We start from the raw sequence: 20,115 nt of genomic DNA on the forward strand, positions 1-20,115 counted from the left end.
AGGCTTTACTCCTTGCGCCAGATCACTTGAGATAGGTGCGGCGCAACAGCGGGCGGCATGACAGCGGGCGGCGCCGAGTTGGAACGCCGCGACCGGGCTGCCGAAACAATGGGTTGCTCGAGCGCGCCCTGCAATGCGCCGAGCGCCTGCCATTGATCGGTGCGCGCTTGCAGCGCCGCCTGCTCGGTGGACAGAAGTCGCAGTTGCGCACGCAGGGCAGGTTCCGGTCCAAGCAGTCCGCGGTGCTGTGCGGCAAGGTCGGCGTTGAGCAATGCCCGATTGGCGGCGATCAATTGCTCGGCCTGGCGCACCCGGTCTTGTGCGGCTTGCAGGGCGGTTTCCGTCCGTTCGATGCGCACGAGCACTCGCGCCTGCGTTTGCTTGAGCAGGGCTTCACGCAAGCTCAAACGCGCGCGGGCGGCAGCGATCTGGCCCTGATGCTGGTTGAACAGGGGCAGAGGGATGCGAGCGCCGAGCATCAGACGGTTGACACCCTGATCGCGCTCGGCACCGGGAGCGATCGACGGCGGCCCGCCGTCGCTCTGGGCCTGCGCCAGCCGCAGGGCGGCCTGCGCCGAGAGCACCTCTTGCCAGGCGGCGCGAACATCGTCGCGCTGTTCCAGCGCCTTGCGCCGCAACTGCGTTAGCTGGGTTGCATCTGGAAGGGTTGGAAGGCTGTGAAGCGCAGAAAAGTCGATTTTCACTCCCTGCAGCGCGGCAACCGGCAGACCCATCGCACCGGCCAGAGCGACGCGGGCGGCGCCTTCCGCGCCGATATCGCGGCTCTTTTGCAGGGCGGCGCTTTGTGCGGCCTGCTGGGCCAACGCGGCGGCCAGTGGCGAGTCCACACCCGCTTGCGCCCGCGCGGCGGTGCGGCCTTGCAAGGCTAGATCGGTTTCCAGCACTTGTTGCTGAAGATGCGCCCTTTGCTGCGCCGCCCAAAGCGAGACATAGGCCTGTTGCACTTGGTCGCGTACCGTCCAGCGTGCGCCGCTCAGCAGCAACTGCGCAGCGTGCACGCCCGCCTCGGCACGCGAGGTCTCTGAGGTGCGTTGAGCCTGCGATTGCAGCAGCAGGCCGATGGCCATGCCCACAGTCCACGGGCTCGGCGCCAGCAGCCCGGCCGCAGCGCCGTATTTCAGACCGAGCTGCAAACTGGGGTTGGGATACTGGCGGGCGATCTGCAAGTCGGCCTGGGCCAGTTGCGCGTTGGCGCGGCTCACCTTCAGGCTGGGGTGGAAGTAGAGGGCGGCCAGACTCAGATCTTGCAGCGTCCAGGGCTGGGCGATTGGGTGCGGCTTCCCTGTCTGCAGGGCGATGAAACGCTGCAATCGCGGATCGAGCAGGCTGCGGTGTTGCAGTGCATTTGCGCTGGCTTGCGGAGTGACTTCGGTGGGCAAAGCCGGTGCGCTCGCGCAACCCCCCAGCAGCGCTGCGAGCAGAGCTGCAAGTAGCAATCGACCCGCGTAAGAGCGGTTTGATGAGCGTGCTGTCATCCCCGCATGCTGCACTGCGGGGCTTGACGCCGACATGAAGTCCGCATGACGATTCCGTCATGTTGCAGACCGATACGTCGCTCTGCCAGCGGCGGGCCGACAATGGGGGATGCGAATTCTCATTGTCGAAGACGAGGCCAAGACGGCGGCCTATCTCAAGCGCGGACTCGGGGAGAACGGCTTCATCGCAGATGTCGCCGTCGATGGCACGGATGGTCTGCATCTGGCGCTGACCCAGCCGTACGACTTGATCGTGCTCGATGCCATGCTGCCCGGCCGCGACGGCTGGAGTGTGTTGAGCGAACTGCGGGCGCGGCAGACCACCCCGGTGCTCATGCTCACCGCGCGCGACGGCGTGGCCGATCGGGTACGCGGGCTGGAGCTGGGCGCCGACGACTATCTGGTCAAGCCTTTCGCGTTTTCCGAGCTGCTGGCGCGGGTGCGTAGTGTGCTGCGGCGCGGTGTCACGCGCATGCCCGACGTGATGGAAGTGGCCGATCTACGGGTTGACATGCATCGCCAGCGCGCCGAGCGCGGCGGGCTGCGGCTGGCGCTCACCCCCAAGGAGTTCGCGCTGCTGGCGCTGTTGTCACGACGCGCTGGCGAGGTGCTGTCGCGCACCCTGATTGCCGAACAGGTCTGGGATATGAACTTCGACAGCGACACCAATGTGGTGGACGTACACATTCGTCGCTTGCGCAGCAAGCTCGACGAGCCCTTCCCCGCGCCGCTGTTGCACACCGTCCGCGGGGTGGGTTATGTATTGGAAGTGCGCGATGCAAAGTGATTCGACCGAGGCCGTGGTCGCTTCCCGGCCTTCCCCGCGAACCCAGGCAGGCGAGGGCCGAAAGAGGCAAGGCATGGGCCTGCTGGGCTGGACCGACTTTGCGCTGCGCCGTCTGCGCCAGTACGGGCTGCCGCCGCGCTCGCTGGCGGCCTGGATGGCGGGAGCGTTTTCGCTGACATTGGCGCTCATCCTGCTGGCGGCAAGCAGCTGGGTGTACTGGGGTCTGAGCGCGCGCATGATGCAGGAAGACCGCGAGTCGGTGCTGCGCAAACTCGATACCGTTGCCGCGCTGTTGCAGACCCACCCCGTGCAGAGTGATGAGGTGGGGCAGGAGGCTTATCTCAAGCTGCCGCCGGATGCGCCGCGCGATCTCTACCTGCGCCTGCTGGACGCTCGTGGGGCCGTGCTGCTGCAAACACCGGGCTTTAGCCGTGCGCTGAATGAAGGCGCTTTTCTCACGCCGGGCGTTGAGGGAGCGCCGCGATTGCACGAAGTGCATCTGCCTCACGATCAGCATTACCTCACCGCCCTGCTGCCCCTGACGGCGCGGGTTGTGGCAGGGGCGGCGCTCACACCCATGCGCCTGGAAGTGGCGCTGAACCGTACGGCGGAGTCGCGTATTTTGGCCGATTACCGGCTCCGCCTTTCGGCAGTGCTGCTCGCGGCCATTCTCGCTGCGGCCGCGGCGGGTTATGGCATCGCCTGGCGCGGTCTGCGTCCCTTGCGGCATATGGCCGATTCCGCGCGCGGTATCGGTGCGCAAGACCTGCACAAGCGGCTCGATACCCAACGCCTGCCCGCAGAACTGCAGACGCTCGCCCTGGCCTTCAATGTCACCCTGCAACGGCTGGAGGAATCGTTCGGCCGCATCTCCCAGTTTTCCGCCGACATGGCGCATGAATTGCGCACACCCATCACCAATCTTTGGGGCGGGCTGGAGGTGGCGCTGGGCAGACCGCGTGAACCTGGCGAGTACCGTGAGGCGCTCGAATCGGCGGTGGAGGAGTGCGAGCGTCTGTCGCAAATGATCCAGACCCTGCTGTTTCTGGCGCAGACCGAGCATCCAGATGCCGCGCTGCGGCTGGAACGGCTGGATGTCGCGCAGGAACTCCGCACCCTGGCCGATTTCTTCGAAGCAACCGCAGCCGAGGCCGAGGTGCGCCTTCATGTGCGGGTGACACCGCAATTGGCCTTTCAAGCCGACCGCATGCTGCTGCAGCGGGCCATGGGCAATCTGATCGGCAACGCCTTGGCGCACACCCCGCGCGGCGGCGCGGTGACGCTCTCAGCGCATCCACACAGAGGCGTAATACGTATTGAAGTGGCCGACACCGGGTGCGGCATCGCCGCCGAGCATCTGCCGTACCTGTTCGACCGCTTTTACCGCGCCGATGCCGCGCGCAGCCGAAGCCGCGGTGGGTTGGGCCTGGGCCTGGCCCTGGTGCGCAACATCGTGCGCCTGCATGGCGGCGAGGTCAGTGTCGAGAGCATTCCGAATCACGGAACCCGAATGATGCTGGACTGGCCCGCCTGAAAAACAGCGCAGGGGCGCTGATCAGAGGGCCGCGATGGCCGCCTTGTCTCTCGCGGCTTTCAGTGATTGTCGCGTCCGTGACCGTTGCCTGGCCCATGGTCAGGCCCGTATCCTTGCTGTTCCCGGTCATGTCGGTCCGGGCCGCGTCCGTGGTCTGGGCGTTGTCCCGGGGGGCCGCCCTCGGGGCGATAACCGGGGCGGGGCGACTCGGCGCGGAAACGCTTCCATTGCGGATCGCGGTCGTGGCGATAAGCGCGGTCTTGGGCCCGCTGCCAGTCGCGATCATGGAATTGGCGCAGGCCGGGCGGAATGCGTGCGGCGGGATGCCACGGGCCGCCGTAGTGCGGGCCGGTGTACCAACGTCCACCGCTGTTGTAGTAATAGACGCCGCCAAGGTAGAACAAAGGCTGCGATACCCCCAGCGCGACATAGCCGCCGAATTCGGGGAGCCAAATCATGGTGGGCGGCGCCGCGACGACTACGGGCGGCGGCGCATACACCGGCTGCGGCGCCACATAGACCGGCTGCGGGGGCGGCGTGCCAATGCTGAACTGAATGCTCACCGGGGGGCCATCAGCGTGCGCAGGCAAAGCCCAGACGCAGGCGCTCAGGAGGAGGGCGGGGAATGCGAGATTTGGTTTCATGGGATACCAACGGAGACGATCAGGGAAAGTTGACAAGTGGGTCTTGCCATCGAACTGAAATAGGGGTGCTCAGCTTACAAGACTTGAGCCGTAGCGCAGCTTGCCTACACTGCGGTAAGCAACCGAGAAAACTCCAATATGACGACGACTGCCTATCTCCTCACCATTGACGCCCACGATCCCACGGGGGGCTCGGGCCAAGCGGCCGATCTTGCCACCTGGGCTGCGCTGGGCTGGCGCGGCACGAGCATCACCACGGCGCTGACCGCGCAGAACTCCTACGGCGTGCAGGGCGTGCAGGCTGCGGAGGTGGCTTTGCTGCGCAATAGCCTGCGGACCTTGCTGGCTGACGGCGAGCCCGCCGCAGTGAAAATCGGCATGATCAGCCATGCCGCGGTGGCCGAGGAGGTGGCGCAGTTTGTCGAAGCGCGGCAGTGCCCGGTGGTGTGGGACCCGCAACTGGCTTCGGCGGACGGCTCGGAGCCCTGGGCCCGAGCGCACGGAGGCGGTCTGGCCATGCGTCTGGCACAACGGGCCGACCTCATCACTGCCAACCGTGCGGAGGCCAGCGCCTTGCTCGATCTGCCTGCTTGGGAGATGGGGCCTCCCCCGGCCGCATGGATCAACGCGATTCGCAGCCGCTGGCTGGAAGCGGGCGCGCCGCATCGCGCCGTGGTGGTGAAAGGCGGCAATGCCTGGGGGGCGCACAGCACCGACTGGTACATCACCAGCAGCACGGTGCTGCCGCTCGTCAGCCGCCGCCTGCCGCGCAGTGCGCATGGCTCGGGCAGCGTTCATGCCAGTGTGTGCGCCGCGCGACTGGCCGAGGGCTGGAGCGTGCTCGACTCCGCTGCCGAGGCGCAGTTGCGAGCACATGCCGGCATCGATCAGGCCATTGCGGCCGGACCGGGTCGGCCGAACACCCGAACCGACGCGCGGGCTGACAGCGACGATCTGCCCTGGCTGCCGTTGCCGGGGCAGTCTGAAGAGGCGCCGCCCGATTTCGCGCGGCTCTCCGGGCAGATCGGGTTTTATCCCGTCGTGCCCGATACGGATTGGGTGTTGCGTCTGCTGGAGTGGGGCGTGTGCACCATCCAACTGCGCATCAAGGAAATCGAGGGCGCCGAATTGCGCATGCAGATTCGCGAAGCCGTGCAGGCGGCGCGAGAGGTGCCGGGCACGCAGTTATTCATCAACGACCACTGGCGCGAAGCCATCGAGGCGGGCGCCTATGGCGTGCACCTCGGGCAGGATGATGTGCATACCGCCGACCTGCCCGCCATCCACACGGCCGGGCTGCGTCTGGGTCTGAGCACTCATACCCCGGCCGAGATCGCCCGTGCGCATGCGCTTCGGCCTTCCTATATTGCGCTCGGCCCGGTCTTTCCCACCACGCTCAAGGCCATGCCCTATCGCCCGCTGGGCCTGGAGCGCCTGACTCAGTGGCGGCAGTGGTTGTCCCCGCGCTACCCGGTGGTGGCGATCGGCGGCATCAGCCTGGGGCAAATGTCGGCTGTGCGGGCCACCGGGGTATCCGGCGCGGCGGTGGTCAGCGCAGTGACGCAGGCGGTCAACCCGCGCCTGGCCGTGCGCGAGGCCCTGCACATCTGGCCGGCCTGCGCTGACGAAGCCGTGGCGCAGGCGATGGTTTGAAGCGCAAAATTTGAACAGTTGACGCTGCAAAAATGAAGTCTTGCTGAAATGCGGCGTTTGGTTACCACCGTTCTGTGAAAGGTCGTCGCGGGCGTAAATGGATGCAATAAACGAGATGTTTGGTTTGAATTGACATACTCGCTGGACTATGGTTTGTGCAGGTCGGTTGTCGCACAGGTGTCTTGGTGTGGTGAATTCGGCCACCGGGGTTGGGCTCTCTTTCCCCGGATCCACAACTCACTTGAGGAGAACGCCATGAGTGCAGCAAAACCACGGGTCTTGATTCTGGGCGGCAATTTCGCGGGCCTGGGCAGTGCGCAGGAAATCCGTAAGTACGCGGGCGACAGTGTGGACATCACGGTCATCGACCGCAAACCCTACCTGTTGTACGTCCCCAATATTCCGGCAGAGGTATTCGAGAACCGCAACCCGCAGCTCACCATGACCATGGACATCCTGGAGCCGCTGCACGACATCGGCGCGCGCTTCATCCAGGGCGAAGTCACTGCCCTCGATGTGGATGCCAAGCGCGTGGACTATGTGCCCACTGAGCGCCCCGGCGCAGCGCCCACATCCACGACCTACGACTATCTGGTGGTGGCTTTGGGCAACCGGCTGGCGTTCGACAAGATCGAGGGCTTCGCGCAGTTCGGCCACACCGTCACCGACAACACCTACGGCGAGGCGCTGCGCCAGTATCTGATGCACGATTACAAGGGCGGGCCGATAGCCATAGGCTCGGCGCGCTTCACCCAGGGCGATGGCGCCAAGGGGCTGGAGCCGTATCCCGGCGGCAGCATTCCTGCAGCCGAGGCCGCGTGCGAAGGCCCGCCGGTCGAAACCATGCTTGCCTGCGCCACCTGGCTAGGACAAAACGGCAAGGGCGGGCCGGACAAGATCACCGTGTTCACCCCGGCCGCGTTGATCGCCGAAGACGCTGGCGAGAAAGTGGTCGGTCAGTTGCTCGACATCGCCAGCGGCATGGGTTTTCACTACATGAACAAGACGAAGGACATCAAGCGGCTGACCAAGGAGGGTGTGGAATTCGCCAACGGCCAGTCGGTCGAGGCCGAGTTGAAAATCATTTTCCCCGACTGGACGCCGCACGCCTTCCTCAAAGGCTTGCCGATCAGCGACAGCGAGGGCTTCATCATCACCGACTTGCTGATGCGCAACCCAAAATATCCCACGGTCTTTGCTGCGGGAGATTGCGCCGCCGCCACGCTGCCCAAGCTCGGCGCCATTGGCCACCAGCAGGCTGAAATCGTCGGCAAGCAAATTGCCAAAGACATGAAGCGGCTCACGGCCGAGCAGGCCGATGGCAAGCTCCAGCCTGTGGTGTATTGCATTGGCGACATTGGCAACAACCAGGCCTTCTACATCCGCTCCAACTCCTGGTTCGGCGGCGACACTCAGGTACTCAAGCTCGGTCACATTCCCTATTTGCTGAAGATGCAGTACAAAAATCTGTTCTTCCGCTCCAAAGGCAAGATGCCGCCGTGGGGCCTGGATGCCGCCCGCATCATGGCCGAAAAAATGGCGGCTTGAGCCAGCGCAACGGGAGACCACCATGGACATGACCGATACCTCGAAGGGGACCGCGGCCGCCCCTGCACTCAACCCGACGCAATGGGCCGCGCTAGGCCGTATGGCCGACCGCTATGCGCAGGCCGAAGAACTTGGCAGTTTTGCGGTGAAAAACCTCGGCGGCGAAATGACCGAAGCGGTGCTCACGCTCACTGAACTGGTGCAAGACCCCAAGCTGCTGCCAGCCGTGCGCGAGCTGCTCGCCACCCTCGTCACCCTCTACGAAGTGGGCGCTTTGCGGCAATTGCGCGATAACGCCATCCTCGCGGCAGAGGGGCTGCGAGACACCGACCTCAACGCCACCATGACGCAGATGCTCAAGCTGCCCGACAGAATCAGCGCGGTGATCGATCAGGCCAGTCAAGCCTCCGACGACAAACACCTCGGCGGCTTCGGCGGCCTAATGCACATGCTGCGCGACAAGGAAGTGCAGCACGGCATCCAAACCCTGGCCCGCATGGCCGGCGCGCTGAACAACAACGACCCTGACAGCAAGGGAGCTGCGGGGCATTGAAGCCCGAGTCTTACCTCAGGCTTGCGGGGACGCGGTCAACTCAGCGCGCAGGCGGTTTTTCAGAATCTTGCCGGTGGCGCCTAGGGGAATGGCCGGGACGAAGACCACATCGTCCGGGATCATCCATTTGGCCACCTTGCCTTCGTAGAACGCCAGCAGCTCGTCGCGCTCCAGCGTGCTGCCTTCGCGCTTGACCACGACCAGCAGCGGCCTTTCGTCCCACTTCGGGTCGGGGCGGGCGATGCAGGCGGCCATGGCCACGGCAGGGTGGGCCATGGCGATGTTTTCCAGTTCGATGGAGCTGATCCATTCGCCGCCGGACTTGATCACGTCCTTGGTGCGGTCGGTGATCTGGATATAGCCGTCGGCGTCGATGGTGACGACGTCGCCGGTCGGAAACCAGCCGTCCTGCAAGGGGCTGGGCGCCTCGCTGCGGTAGTAGTCGCTCGCAATCCACGGCCCGCGCACTAGCAGGTTGCCGGTGGATTTTCCGTCCCACGGCAGGTCGGCGCCGTTGCCGTCTACCACGCGTACATCCACCCCGAAAATCGGCCGCCCCTGCTTGACCTGAATGGAAAATTGCGATGCTTTATCCAGTGCCAGGTGTTTGTTTTTCAGGCTGCACAAGGTGCCCAGCGGGCTCATTTCGGTCATGCCCCAGGCGTGCAGCACGTGAATGCCGAGTTCCTCTTCGAAGGCGCGGATCATGGCCGGGGCGGCGGCCGCGCCGCCGATCACCGTGCGCTGCAAAGTGGGAATTCTGACTTTGTTGTCGCGCATGAAATTGAGCAGTCCGAGCCAGACGGTGGGCACACCGGCGGCTAGGGTCACGCCCTCGTCGCGCATCAGTTCGAACAGCGATTTGCCGTCGAGCGCCGGGCCGGGGAACACCAGCTTGGCGCCGGTCAGCGCCGCCGCGTAGGGAATGCCCCAGGCGTTGACGTGGAACATGGGCACCACGGGCAACACGCTATCGCGCGCCGACAGGTTCATCACATCGGGCAGGGCGGCGGCGTAGGCGTGCAGCACGGTGGAGCGGTGGCTGTAGAGCACGCCCTTCGGGTTGCCGGTGGTGCCGCTGGTGTAGCACAGCGAGGAGGCGGTGTTTTCGTCGAACACGGGCCACGCGTAGCGGGTGGGTTGCGCTGCGAGCAATTCGTCGTAGCTCAGCACCCCTGGGATGGCCTCGGCCAGATCGGCGGGCAGGGCACCAGTTTCGCACAGCGCCACCCAGTGTTTCACCCCAGGGCAATGCGCGGCGATCGCCTTGGCAATGGGGGCGAAGGTGAGATCGAAGCACACCATGCGGTCGTCGGCATGGTTGATGATCCAGGCAATCTGCTCGGGGTGCAGCCGGGGGTTGAGGGTGTGCAAAATGCGCTCGCTGCCCGACACCCCGTAATACAGCTCGAAGTGCCGGTAGCCATTCCAGGCGAGGGTGCCCACGCGGTCTTGCGCCGTCAGCCCCAGCGCGTCGAGCGCGTTGGCGCACTGGGCGGCACGCTGCTGCACTTGGGCATAAGTGGTTCGGTGAACATCGCCCTCTACCCGGCGAGAGACGATTTCGGTGTCGCCGTGATAGCGCGCAGCGAAATCGAGCAGCCCGGAAATCATCAGCGGATGGTTTTGCATCAAGCCCAGCATGGCGGTCTCCTGTTTTGTGATGTTTACCAATTGTTGCACTGCCGGGCTGGGAGGTGCATGACAGGGTATTCACTGGAGTTTGCGATCATTGCGTCTGCCACTCTCGCCATCCCGCCCATGACCGTACCCGTTTCTGTTATTGCACCTGGCCAATCCGGCTTGATCTGCGGCTATCTGTTCGATGCACAGGGGCGCGGCCAAGCGCTGGATCTGTACCAAGCCGAGCGTTGGTTCGGTGATGCGGCGCCGACGGAGGGGGAGTCTTTCGTCTGGCTGCATTTCAACGCGGCCAATGTCACCGCTGAAAAGTGGTTGCTGGCGAACCTGCCGCATGCCGCGCATTGCTTCGAGACCCTGCGCGAGGGGGTGCGTTCCACCCGGCTGGAAGTGGTGGATCAGGCGCTGGTGGCCGTGGTCAACGATGTGGTGTACGACTTCGCACAGCGCGAATCGCTGCAGGTCTCCACCCTGTGGATGAGTGTGGAGCGGCGTCGGGTCATCAGCGTGCGCATGCAGCCGCTGCGGGCCATCGACCGCCTGCGAATCGCGGTCAAGGCGGGCGAGACGTTTTCCTCGCCGCTGTCGCTGGTCGATCATCTATTGCGCGATCAGGCCGATGAACTTATCGCCATTCTGCGCGGCGCCGCCAGCAAGGTTGATGCCATCGAAGATCAGCTGCTGGCCGGCCGTCTGGGCCGACGCCGGGTGCAACTCGGTGCGCTGCGCCGCAATCTGTTGCGGCTGCAACGCCTGCTGGCGCCTGAACCCGCGGCCATGTTCCGCCTGCTCAGTCGTCCGCCGCAAAGCCTCGGGCCGCAGGACTGGGAGGAACTGCGGCATTCCACCGAGGAGTTCTCGGTGGTGCTGCGCGATCTCGTGGCGCAGCAGGAGCGTATCAAGCTACTGCAGGAAGAAATCGCCGCCAGCATTGAAGAACGCACCGGGCGCACTCTGTTCGTGCTCACCGCGGTGACGGTGGTGGCGCTGCCGATGAATGTGATCGCCGGCCTATTCGGTATGAACGTGGGCGGCATTCCCTTCGCGGAAGACAAGGCCGGGTTCTGGACCATGGTGGCCGTGGTGCTGATGGCCTCCGGCCTGCTGGCGTGGCTGCTGTTTCGTCAACGAGACGACTGACCTCTTTAGCGCGTCACTTCGACCAGCCGAATTAGGCGGTTGCGCCCGCGAGATAGTCAGGTACGCCGCTTGCCCCGGCAAACGGACTGGGATTCAGTCCGTTTGCCGCAAGCGGTGAGAAGGAGTGCCGCAGAGATGGCGGCAAAGCACAGCACGGGAACGATTCGTGTCCGCATGGCTCACCCGACTTCCACGCCGGGCGTGTGACTTACTCGCCCAGAGCGGCCATGCCGCCGACCACGGCGTGCATGCCGGCATCGACGTGCAGAATCTCCGCGGTGATGCCGGCCGCTAGATCGGACAGCAAAAAGGCCGAGGCGTTGCCGACCTGCTGTGTGTCCACATTGCGGCGCAGCGGGGCGTTGGCCTCGTTGAACTTGAGCATCTTGCCGAAATCGGCAATGCCCGAGGCGGCCAGAGTCTTGATCGGCCCGGCGCTCACGCCGTTCACCCGCATGCCGCGCGGGCCCAGCGACTCGGCCATGAATCGCACCGTGGCTTCGAGTGCGGCCTTGGCCACGCCCATGGTGTTGTAGTTGGGCACCACGCGCTCTGCGCCCAGGTAGGTCATGGTGATGAGCGAAGGCATCTGGCCCGCTTCCACCGATTTGCTCAGCAGCGGCAACGCGGCCTTGGCCAGCGCGGGGAAGGAATAGGCCGAGATGTCGTGGGCGATGCGGAATCCTTCGCGAGAAAGGCCGTCCATGAAGTCGCCGGCAATCGCCTCGCGCGGCGCGAAACCGATGGAATGCACCAGCCCGTCGAGCTGCGGCCAATGGGCGGCCAAGCCGCTGAAGGTGGCGTCGATCTGCGCGTCGTCGCTCACGTCGCAGTCGAACACCAGGCTGCTGCCGAACTCGGCGGCGAATTCGGTGATGCGCTGCTTGAAGCGTTCGCCCACATAGGTGAACGCCAACTCGGCGCCCTCACGGTGGCAGGCCTGGGCGATGCCGTAGGCGATGGAGCGGTTGGACAGCAGGCCGGTGATGAGAATGCGTTTGCCTTGAAGGAATGCCATGATGGGGCGCTTTCAGTTGTGATGCAGTCTTGCAGGGGTTTGCCACGCAGCCGTGGCAAGTCATGCAGAATTCTCGCATGGCACACGCCCTGTCCCGTCCGCTATCTCCCGCCCGCCGCCGCTTGCTGCAAAGTCTGCCGCTGGGCTTGTTTCCGTTTGGGGCGGCGTGGGCGAGTCAGCTGGAACAACAGCCGGAACAACCGGCCTACGCGCTGTACGACCAGCCGAAGTATCCGCCCGGATTCACTCATTTCGACTACGTCAATCCGCAAGCGCCGGTCGGCGGCAGCCTGGTGCTCACGCCGTCCACCGTGGGCGGCAGTTTCGACAAGCTCAACCCCTTCACCCTCAAAGGCAACGCTGCGCCGGGCTTGAACACCCTGGTGTTCGAGACCCTGATGACCGCCAGTTGGGACGAACCCAACACCGTCTACGGTCTGCTGGCCGACGATATTGCCGTGGCGGCAGACGGGCTTTCCGTGCTGTTTCACCTCAACCCGCTGGCGCGGTTTTCCAACGGCGACTCCGTGACCGCGCACGACGTGGCCTACAGCTACAACACCCTGATCAGCAGCGCGGCCGCGCCGCAGTTCGCCAGTATCTACGCCGACGTGGCCGGCGTGGCCGCGCTGGATGAGCGGCGGGTGCGCTTCACTTTCAAGCGGCGCAATCACGAGCTGCCCATTTTGCTTGCGGGCCTGCCGGTGTTTTCGCCCAAGTGGGCGGGCCAGCGCGCGTTCAACGAAGTAATCGACACGCCCATCGCCAGCGGCCCCTACCGCATCGCCCGCACCTCGCAGCAGCGCGACATCACCTACGTACGCCGCAGCGACTACTGGGGCTGGCATTTGCCCACCCGTCGCGGGCAGTTCAATTTTTCCGAGGTGAGCTACAAGCTTTATCTCGACGGCACGGCGCGGCTCGAAGCCTTCAAGGCGGGGGAGTACGACCTGCTGCAGGAGTTCATCGCCCGCAACTGGGCGAGACAGTATCGCGGCCCGAAGTTCGACAGCGGCGCGCTGAAAAAACTGGAGCTGCCCAACCACAACCCGGCCGGGTTCCAGGGCTTCGTGGTCAACCTGCGCCGTCCGCAGTTTCAGGACGTTCGGGTGCGTCAGGCGCTGGCGCTGGCGCTCGACTTCCAGTGGCTCAACCGCATGCTGTTCTACGGCGCGTACAAACGCATCGAAGGCTATTTCGCCAATTCGCCGTTCGACGCCCATGGCGCGCCGGGGCCGGATGAACTGGCCTTGCTGGAGCCGCTGCGCGCCAAGTTGCCGCCGCAGGCCTTCGGCGCCTTGCCGAGCATGCCATCGACGGCCCCGCCGAACAGTCTGCGCGGCAATCTGCTCAAGGCGCGCGCGCTGCTGGAGCAGGCAGGTTGGCACTGGCGCGATGGTGCGCTACGCAATGCCAAGGGGCAGGCATTGGTGATCGATTACCTCGACAGCCAGGGTTCGATGTCGCGCATCATCTCGGTTTATTCGCAGGCGCTGCAACGGCTGGGCATCACGCTCAACTATCGCCTGGTGGATTTCGCGCTGTACCAGCAGCGCATGGACACTTTCGACTTCGACATGACCACCATCCGCTACGGCGGCAGTACCAGCCCGGGCAACGAGTTGTTCGACCGCTTCGGCTCGCGCGCTGCTTCGGTGCAGGGCTCGGACAATGTCTGGGGCCTGCGCGATCCGGCCGTCGATGCGCTGATCGAGCGCGTGGTGGCGGCCACCTCCATGCAGGCCCTGCAAACGGCCTGCCGCGCGCTCGACCGCGTGCTGGTCTGCGGCTGGTATTCGGTGCCGCAGTGGTACAGCGACACCTTCCGCGTGGCGATTGCCGCACACAAATTTTCCTGGCCGAAGACCTTGCCGCTGTACTACCAGCCTGAAGGCTGGGCGGTGCAATGCTGGTGGGCTGATGCCAAACCCGCTTCCGGAGCGCCGACGTGAATCTCTGGGCCTATATCTTCAAGCGCGTACTGCTGATGATTCCCACTCTGCTGGGCGTGCTCACCCTCACCTTCATCGTGGTGCAGTTCGTCCCCGGCGGGCCGGTGGAGCAGATGGTGTCGCAACTGCGCGGCAAGGAAGGCGGTGCGGCAGGTGAAGCCGCCACTGCGCAAGGCATTTACCGTGGTGCGCAGGGCATCTCGCCCAAGCAACTCGCCGAGCTGCGCCAGCTCTACGGTTTCGACAAACCGCCGCTGCAGCGCTACCTCGACATGCTGTGGCAGTTTGCGCATTTCGACCTCGGCCGCAGCTATTACCACCACGAAGCGGTGTGGACGCTGATCAAAGAGCGGCTGCCAGTCTCCATCTCGCTGGGCTTGTGGAATTTTCTCCTCACCTATCTGATTTCCATTCCGCTGGGCATCGCCAAGGCGGTGCGGCATGGCAGCCGCTTCGATGTGTCCACCAGCATTGCGGTGCTGGTGGGCTACGCCATTCCGGGCTTCGTGCTGGGCGTGCTGCTGCTGGTGCTGTTTGCGGGCGGCACCTGGTTGCAGTGGTTTCCGCTGCGCGGGCTGGTGTCCGACGGCTGGTCGCAATTCAGTCTATGGCACAAGATCACCGACTACCTGTGGCACATCACCTTGCCGGTGCTGGCGGCCACGGCGGGCAGCTTCGCCATCATCACCATGCTGACCAAGAACGCGTTTCTGGAGGAAATCCGCAAGCAATATGTGTTGACGGCGCGCGCCAAGGGCTTGAGCGAGCGCACCGTGCTGTGGCGGCATGTGCTGCGCAATGCGCTGGTGCCGTTGGTGACGGGCTTCCCCGCGGCTTTCATCGGTGCGTTCTTCGCCAGCTCGCTGCTGATCGAGACCCTGTTCTCGCTGCCGGGGCTGGGACTGCTGTCTTATGAGGCCGTGATGCGGCGCGACTATCCGGTGGTGATGGGCTCGCTCTATCTCTTCACCCTGATCGGACTGTTCACCAAACTGATCGCCGACCTGAGCTATGTCTGGGTCGATCCGCGCATCCAGTTCGGAGCGCTGCGGTGAGCGCCGCCGCGCTGGCGCAGGCGCAGCCCGCGCGCCATCCCTTTCTCACGCAGGGATGGGCGCGGTTCAAGGCGCATCGCCTGGGGCGCTGGAGCCTGTGGCTGTTTCTGCTGCTGTTCGGCCTGAGTCTGCTCGCGCCCGTGATCAGCAACGACAAACCGCTGCTGGTGCGCTATGACGGACGGTTTTATCTGCCGCTGCTGCACGGCTATCCCGAAACCACGTTTGGCGGCGACTTCCACACGCCGACCGACTATCTCGACCCCTACATTCGCGCCAAGCTGACGGCCCCCGGAAATTTCGCGCTCTATCCCCCCATTCCCTACAGCGCCACCACCATCGACTACTTCGCGCAGCGGCCTTTTCCCTCTTCGCCCTCGGCGCGGCATTGGCTGGGCACCGACGATCGCGGGCGTGACGTGTTGGCGCGGCTGATCTACGGCTTCCGGCTGTCGGTGCTGTTCGCGCTGGCGCTCACCGTCACGGGCACGCTGCTGGGCCTGCTCATCGGCGCCGTGCAGGGCTATTTCGGCGGGCGCATCGATCTGTCGGTACAGCGGCTGATGGAGGTCTGGGGATCGATGCCTGAGCTGTATCTGCTGATCATTTTTTCGGCGGTGTTCGCGCCCGGCCTGGCCTTGCTGCTGGTGCTGCTCTCTCTGTTCGGCTGGATGGGGCTGGCCGACTATGTGCGCGCCGAGTTTTTGCGCAACCGGCAGATGGACTATGTGCGCGCCGCGCAGGCGCTGGGGCTGTCGCACGCGCGCATCATGTGGCGGCACATCCTGCCCAACAGCCTGACGCCGGTGGTCACCTTTTTGCCGTTTCGCATGAGTGGGGCGCTGCTGGCGCTCACCAGTCTGGACTTTCTCGGTCTGGGCGTTCCGCCGCCCACGCCCAGTCTGGGCGAACTGCTGGCGCAGGGCAAGGCCAACCTGGATGCCTGGTGGATTTCAGCGGCAGCTTTCGGCGCGCTGGTGAGCATTCTTTTGCTGCTGACCTTCATCGGTGAGGCGCTGCGCGACGCCCTGGATCCCCGGCACACTGGCGCGGGCCGGGGATGAGCGACATGCCTTCAACCCCTTTGCTCAAAGTACGCAATCTGCAGGTGCGTTTTGGCGCCCAAACCGTGGTGCATGGCGTCGATCTCGACATCGCCGCGGGCGAAAAAGTCGCGCTCGTCGGCGAATCCGGCTCGGGCAAGACCGTCTCGGCGCTGGCCTTGCTGCGTCTGCTGGACGGGGCGCAACAGACCGGCAGTGTGATGTTCGACGGGCGCGAACTCTCCACACTGAGCGAGCGCCAGATGCGCGGTCTGCGCGGCAAAGACATCGCCATGATCTTTCAGGAGCCGATGACCGCGCTCAACCCGCTGCATCCGGTCGGGCGGCAGATTGCCGAGGTGCTGGAGCTGCACGAGGCGCTGTCCCGCCGCGCGGCTTGGGCGCGGGCCGTGGAGTTGCTGGGGCAGATGGACATCGACCAGCCCGCGCGGCGTGCGGCGGACTATCCGCATCAGCTCTCCGGCGGCCAGAGGCAGCGGGTAATGATTGCCATGGCGTTGGCTTGCCGCCCCCGCCTGCTGCTGGCCGACGAGCCCACCACCGCGCTCGACGTAACCGTGCGCCGCCAGATTCTCGATCTGCTCGACGCCTTGCAGGCCGAGTACGGCCTGGCCTTGCTGTTCATCACCCACGACCTTCATCTGGTGCGGCGCTATGCGCACCGCGTGGCCGTCATGCAGCAGGGCAGGGTGGTGGAAGCCGGAACGGTTTGCGCAGTGTTCGCCGCGCCTCAGCACCCCTATACGCAAATGCTGCTGCGCAGCCGCCCGCGCCGCCTCGTGCAGGAGTCCGAAAAAAATGCGGCGCCGCTGCCCACCGTGCTTCAGGCGCGCGCGCTGAGCGTGCGCTTCGCCCAAAACAGCGGCTTCTGGCGCAAACACTGGCACACCGTGCTGCAGGACATTTCGCTGGAATTGCTCGCAGGGCAGACCTTGGGCGTGGTGGGCGAATCGGGCAGCGGCAAATCGACCCTCGCGCTCGCACTGCTCGGTCTGCTGCGCCGACAGGGCGGGGAGGTGAGTCTGCTGGGACGCGATCCGGCCCGGTTGTCCGCTGCTGCGCTGCGCCCCTTGCGCGCGCAGGCGCAAATCGTGTTCCAGGACCCGTTTTCCAGCCTGTCGCCGCGTCGCACTGTGGCGCAGATCGTCGAAGAGGGTCTGGAAATCCATCGCCCTGGGTGGAATGCCGTGCAACGTCGCGAGCGCGCCCAGCAGATTCTGGCGGAAGTCGGCTTGCCGCTTTCTCCGGCCGAAATGCAACGCTATCCGCACGCATTTTCGGGTGGGCAACGCCAGCGCATCGCGATCGCGCGGGCCCTGATTCTGGAGCCCAAGGTGCTCATCCTCGACGAGCCGACCAGCGCGCTCGACGTCTCCGTGCAGCAGCAGGTACTTGATCTTCTCGCTGCATTGCAGCAAAGGCATGGGCTGGCCTATGTGCTCATCAGCCACGATCTGTCGGTCATTGGCGCGCTGTCGCAGCGTGTGCTGGTGCTGCACCAGGGAAAGGTGGTCGAGCAAGGGCAGGCAGACGCCGTGCTGCGTGCGCCACGCCAGCCCTACACCCAGGCCTTGCTCGCAGCATCCGATCTGGGGGAAGAAGTGCGCGACGGATAGCGCAAAGTGTGCGCAGCCGAGCCGCGTTATTGCCAAAAAGTTCCTTCCTCTCTATAATCCACTTTTTTGTTGACCGCAAGAAAATTTCCGAGAATTTCAGACTCAGGCTTTGTCAGACTTTATCTGATGGGGCATAGAGGGCGCAGTTCAGAGCGCAGTTTTCAAAGAAAAAGTAGTCAAAGAGCAGTCGCTTGGCAGTGGCAGAACACCGGGAGAGCGCAGTGTGCGGGCCCGACCACAGCAGTGAGCAAAAACTGGGCGACGTCATCGCCCTTTTTTTTTGCTTGCGCGGCGGGCGATTGACGAGATTTGCGGTCAGGTGATGAACGGAATATTGGCAAACGCATGAGTGCAGCACAGGCAATCGATACGGCAGTCACCAGTCTTGGACTGGAACTCGTGGAGGTGGAACACCTTCCGCGCGGCTTGCTGCGCGTGACCATCGATCATGCCGACGGCGCCCCGGTGACGGTGGAAGACTGCGAGCGGGTGACCCGTCAGTTGCAGTATGTGTTTGAAGTGGAAAACGTGGACTACGGTCGTCTGGAGGTGTCGTCTCCCGGCTTGGACCGTCCTCTGCGCAAGGCAGAAGATTTTGTGCGATTTGCCGGGTTGGAGATCGACGTCGTTCTTCGCGTGCCGTTTCAGGGCCGCAAGAAGTACCGCGGCGTTTTGCTCGAGCGCTCGCAAGACGACGAGCCGGGGCGTTTTTCCGTCGCCTTGTCGCCGCCTGAGGTGGGCGCAAAAGGCAAAGGCAAAGGCAAACCCGGCGCCGCGAACAAAAAGCCGAAAGCTGTCGGAGCGCCTGTCGCTCCCAAGGCAGAAGAGCAGGACGTGTTGTCCGTCATGAATTTCAGTCTGGCCGAGGTGCGCGATGTGCGCCTGGTGCCTGTTGTCGATTTTGGGAGTGGTCGAAAATGAGTCGCGAGATTTTGATGTTGGTGGACGCCCTGGCGCGTGAAAAGAATGTCGATCGCGATGTCGTCTTCGGCGCCGTCGAGGCCGCGCTGGCCTCCGCAACCAAGCGCTTGTATGAAGGCGAGGCGGATGTGCGCGTGCAGATCGACCGCAATACCGGCGAATACGAAAGCTTCCGTCGCTGGCATGTGGTGCCTGACGAAGCCGGACTGCAGTTGCCCGACAGCGAAATTCTGCTGTTCGAAGCGCGGGAACAGATTCCCGATATCGAAGTGGGCGACTACATCGAGGAACCGATCGAGAGCATCGCCTTCGGCCGAATCGGCGCGCAGGCGGCCAAACAGGTCATTCTGCAGAAAATCCGTGACGCCGAGCGCGAGCAGATCCTCAATGATTTCCTGGCCCGTAACGACAAGATTTTCAACGGCTCGGTCAAGCGCCTCGACAAGGGCGACCTCATCATCGAATCGGGCAAGGTCGATGCGCGACTGCGCCGAAGCGATCTGATTCCGAAGGAAAACCTGCGGGTGGGTGACCGGGTGCGCGCGGTGATTACCAAGATCGACCGCACCGCCCGCGGCCCGCAGATCGAAATCTCGCGCACCGCGCCGGAATTCATGATCGAGTTGTTCCGCCTGGAAGTGCCCGAGATCGAGCAGGGCCTGATGGAAATCAAGTCTTGCGCCCGTGAGCCGGGAGTTCGCGCCAAGATTGCGGTGGTGTCGCACGACCGCCGTGTCGATCCCATCGGCACCTGCGTGGGCATTCGCGGCTCGCGCGTCACCGCGGTGACCAATGAACTCGGCGGCGAACGGGTCGATATCGTGCTCTGGTCGGAAGATCCGGCGCAGTTCGTCATTGGCGCGCTGGCGCCGGCGAATGTTTCCTCCATCGTGGTGGACGAAGAAAAGCACGCCATGGATGTGGCTGTGGACGAGGAAAATCTGGCGCTGGCCATCGGCCGCACCGGGCAGAACGTGCGGCTGGCCTCCGAGTTGACGGGGTGGAAGATCAATATTCTCAGCGCCGAAGAGTCCGACGCCCGCAACACCCAGGAAACGCAGAAAATGCGCAGCCTGTTCGTCGAAAAGCTCGACGTCGATCAGGAAGTGGCTGACATTCTCATTTCAGAAGGGTTCACCAGCCTCGAAGAACTGGCCTACGTGCCGATCAACGAAATGTTGGAGATCGAGGCCTTCGATGAAGACACGGTCAATGAACTGCGCGAACGCGCCCGCAATGCCTTGCTCACGCAGGAAATCGCGCGCGAGCAGAAGCTCGATGAGGTCGATCCGGCGCTCAAGGCGCTCGATGGCCTGAGCGCAGACGAGCTGGCCCTGCTGGCCGAAGCCGGTGTGCTCACCCTTGACGATCTGGGCGATCTGGCGACCGACGAGCTCACCGGCATTCTCCGCACCGACGAGGCCCGGGCCGCCGACCTCATTCTGAAGGCGCGCGCGCACTGGTTCGACGCCTGAACCCCTCCGAACCTGTCG

The 20,115-nt window shown here is 64.3% G+C and carries 16 protein-coding genes; 12 read left to right on the forward strand and 4 right to left on the reverse strand.

The window, feature by feature from the left end; translation table 11 throughout:
- Positions 1-5 precede the first annotated feature (5 nt).
- Positions 6-1,457, reverse strand: a complete 1,452-nt coding sequence (locus tag B3H47_RS10845; RefSeq protein ID WP_286987012.1) for a TolC family protein — start codon at positions 1,455-1,457, stop codon at positions 6-8.
- Positions 1,458-1,605: 148 nt separating this feature from the next.
- Here B3H47_RS10845 and B3H47_RS10850 point away from each other — a divergent pair, with 148 nt between their 5' ends.
- Entirely contained in the window at positions 1,606-2,283 is a 678-nt protein-coding gene (locus tag B3H47_RS10850; RefSeq protein ID WP_286987013.1) for a heavy metal response regulator transcription factor, read from the forward strand.
- Positions 2,273-3,817, forward strand: a complete 1,545-nt coding sequence (locus B3H47_RS10855; RefSeq protein WP_286987014.1) for a heavy metal sensor histidine kinase — start codon at positions 2,273-2,275, stop codon at positions 3,815-3,817. The genes B3H47_RS10850 and B3H47_RS10855 overlap by 11 nt, the downstream gene beginning before the upstream one ends.
- 59 nt (positions 3,818-3,876) lie before the next feature.
- On the opposite strand, the gene B3H47_RS10860 is transcribed toward B3H47_RS10855, so the two are convergent.
- Positions 3,877-4,380 carry a hypothetical protein gene (locus B3H47_RS10860; protein ID WP_286987015.1) on the reverse strand — a complete coding sequence of 168 codons (504 nt, stop codon included), beginning with the start codon at positions 4,378-4,380 and terminating at the stop codon, positions 3,877-3,879.
- A gap of 219 nt (positions 4,381-4,599) precedes the next feature.
- Here B3H47_RS10860 and thiE point away from each other — a divergent pair, with 219 nt between their 5' ends.
- The 3 genes from thiE (at position 4,600) to B3H47_RS10875 (ending at position 8,215) form a co-directional block, all read left to right on the forward strand.
- Positions 4,600-6,114: a thiamine phosphate synthase gene (gene thiE / locus B3H47_RS10865; RefSeq protein WP_286987016.1), complete on the forward strand. Its 1,515-nt coding sequence runs from the start codon at positions 4,600-4,602 to the stop codon at positions 6,112-6,114.
- A gap of 255 nt (positions 6,115-6,369) precedes the next feature.
- The gene (locus B3H47_RS10870) at positions 6,370-7,662 is read left to right on the forward strand and encodes an NAD(P)/FAD-dependent oxidoreductase (RefSeq protein ID WP_286987017.1); all 1,293 of its coding nucleotides are present in this window, start codon (positions 6,370-6,372) and stop codon (positions 7,660-7,662) included.
- Between the two features lie 22 nt (positions 7,663-7,684).
- The gene (locus B3H47_RS10875) at positions 7,685-8,215 is read left to right on the forward strand and encodes a hypothetical protein (protein ID WP_286987018.1); all 531 of its coding nucleotides are present in this window, start codon (positions 7,685-7,687) and stop codon (positions 8,213-8,215) included.
- 15 nt (positions 8,216-8,230) lie between these two features.
- On the opposite strand, the gene B3H47_RS10880 is transcribed toward B3H47_RS10875, so the two are convergent.
- The gene (locus tag B3H47_RS10880; RefSeq protein ID WP_286987019.1) at positions 8,231-9,859 is read right to left on the reverse strand and encodes a 3-(methylthio)propionyl-CoA ligase; all 1,629 of its coding nucleotides are present in this window, start codon (positions 9,857-9,859) and stop codon (positions 8,231-8,233) included.
- Positions 9,860-9,976: 117 nt separating this feature from the next.
- On the opposite strand from B3H47_RS10880, the gene B3H47_RS10885 reads away from it, so the two are divergent.
- A complete protein-coding gene (locus B3H47_RS10885; RefSeq protein WP_286987020.1) occupies positions 9,977-10,996 on the forward strand; it encodes a transporter in 1,020 nt (339 codons plus the stop codon).
- Between the two features lie 208 nt (positions 10,997-11,204).
- Here B3H47_RS10885 and fabI read toward each other — a convergent pair whose 3' ends face one another.
- Positions 11,205-12,014 carry an enoyl-ACP reductase FabI gene (gene fabI / locus B3H47_RS10890; RefSeq protein WP_286987021.1) on the reverse strand — a complete coding sequence of 270 codons (810 nt, stop codon included), beginning with the start codon at positions 12,012-12,014 and terminating at the stop codon, positions 11,205-11,207.
- Between the two features lie 77 nt (positions 12,015-12,091).
- Here fabI and B3H47_RS10895 point away from each other — a divergent pair, with 77 nt between their 5' ends.
- From B3H47_RS10895 to nusA, 6 genes are all read left to right on the forward strand, one after another.
- Positions 12,092-13,966, forward strand: coding sequence for an extracellular solute-binding protein (locus B3H47_RS10895; RefSeq protein WP_286987022.1), 1,875 nt, complete (start codon positions 12,092-12,094; stop codon positions 13,964-13,966).
- 35 nt (positions 13,967-14,001) lie between these two features.
- On the forward strand, positions 14,002-15,021 hold the full coding sequence (locus B3H47_RS10900) for a microcin C ABC transporter permease YejB (RefSeq protein ID WP_049774720.1): 1,020 nt from the start codon (positions 14,002-14,004) through the stop codon (positions 15,019-15,021).
- Positions 15,018-16,085 (forward strand): ABC transporter permease, encoded by a 1,068-nt coding sequence (locus B3H47_RS10905; RefSeq protein ID WP_286987023.1) that lies wholly within the window; start codon positions 15,018-15,020, stop codon positions 16,083-16,085. The genes B3H47_RS10900 and B3H47_RS10905 overlap by 4 nt, the downstream gene beginning before the upstream one ends.
- Positions 16,082-17,701 carry an ABC transporter ATP-binding protein gene (locus B3H47_RS10910; RefSeq protein WP_286987024.1) on the forward strand — a complete coding sequence of 540 codons (1,620 nt, stop codon included), beginning with the start codon at positions 16,082-16,084 and terminating at the stop codon, positions 17,699-17,701. The genes B3H47_RS10905 and B3H47_RS10910 overlap by 4 nt, the downstream gene beginning before the upstream one ends.
- 345 nt (positions 17,702-18,046) lie before the next feature.
- Entirely contained in the window at positions 18,047-18,622 is a 576-nt protein-coding gene (gene rimP, locus B3H47_RS10915) for a ribosome maturation factor RimP (protein ID WP_013122960.1), read from the forward strand.
- On the forward strand, positions 18,619-20,097 hold the full coding sequence (gene nusA, locus B3H47_RS10920; protein ID WP_276706955.1) for a transcription termination factor NusA: 1,479 nt from the start codon (positions 18,619-18,621) through the stop codon (positions 20,095-20,097). The genes rimP and nusA overlap by 4 nt, the downstream gene beginning before the upstream one ends.
- Positions 20,098-20,115: the final 18 nt, after the last annotated feature.

Source organism: Thiomonas sp. UBA7699 (assembly GCF_002482605.1).
Lineage (GTDB): Bacteria > Pseudomonadota > Gammaproteobacteria > Burkholderiales > Burkholderiaceae_C > Thiomonas > Thiomonas arsenitoxydans.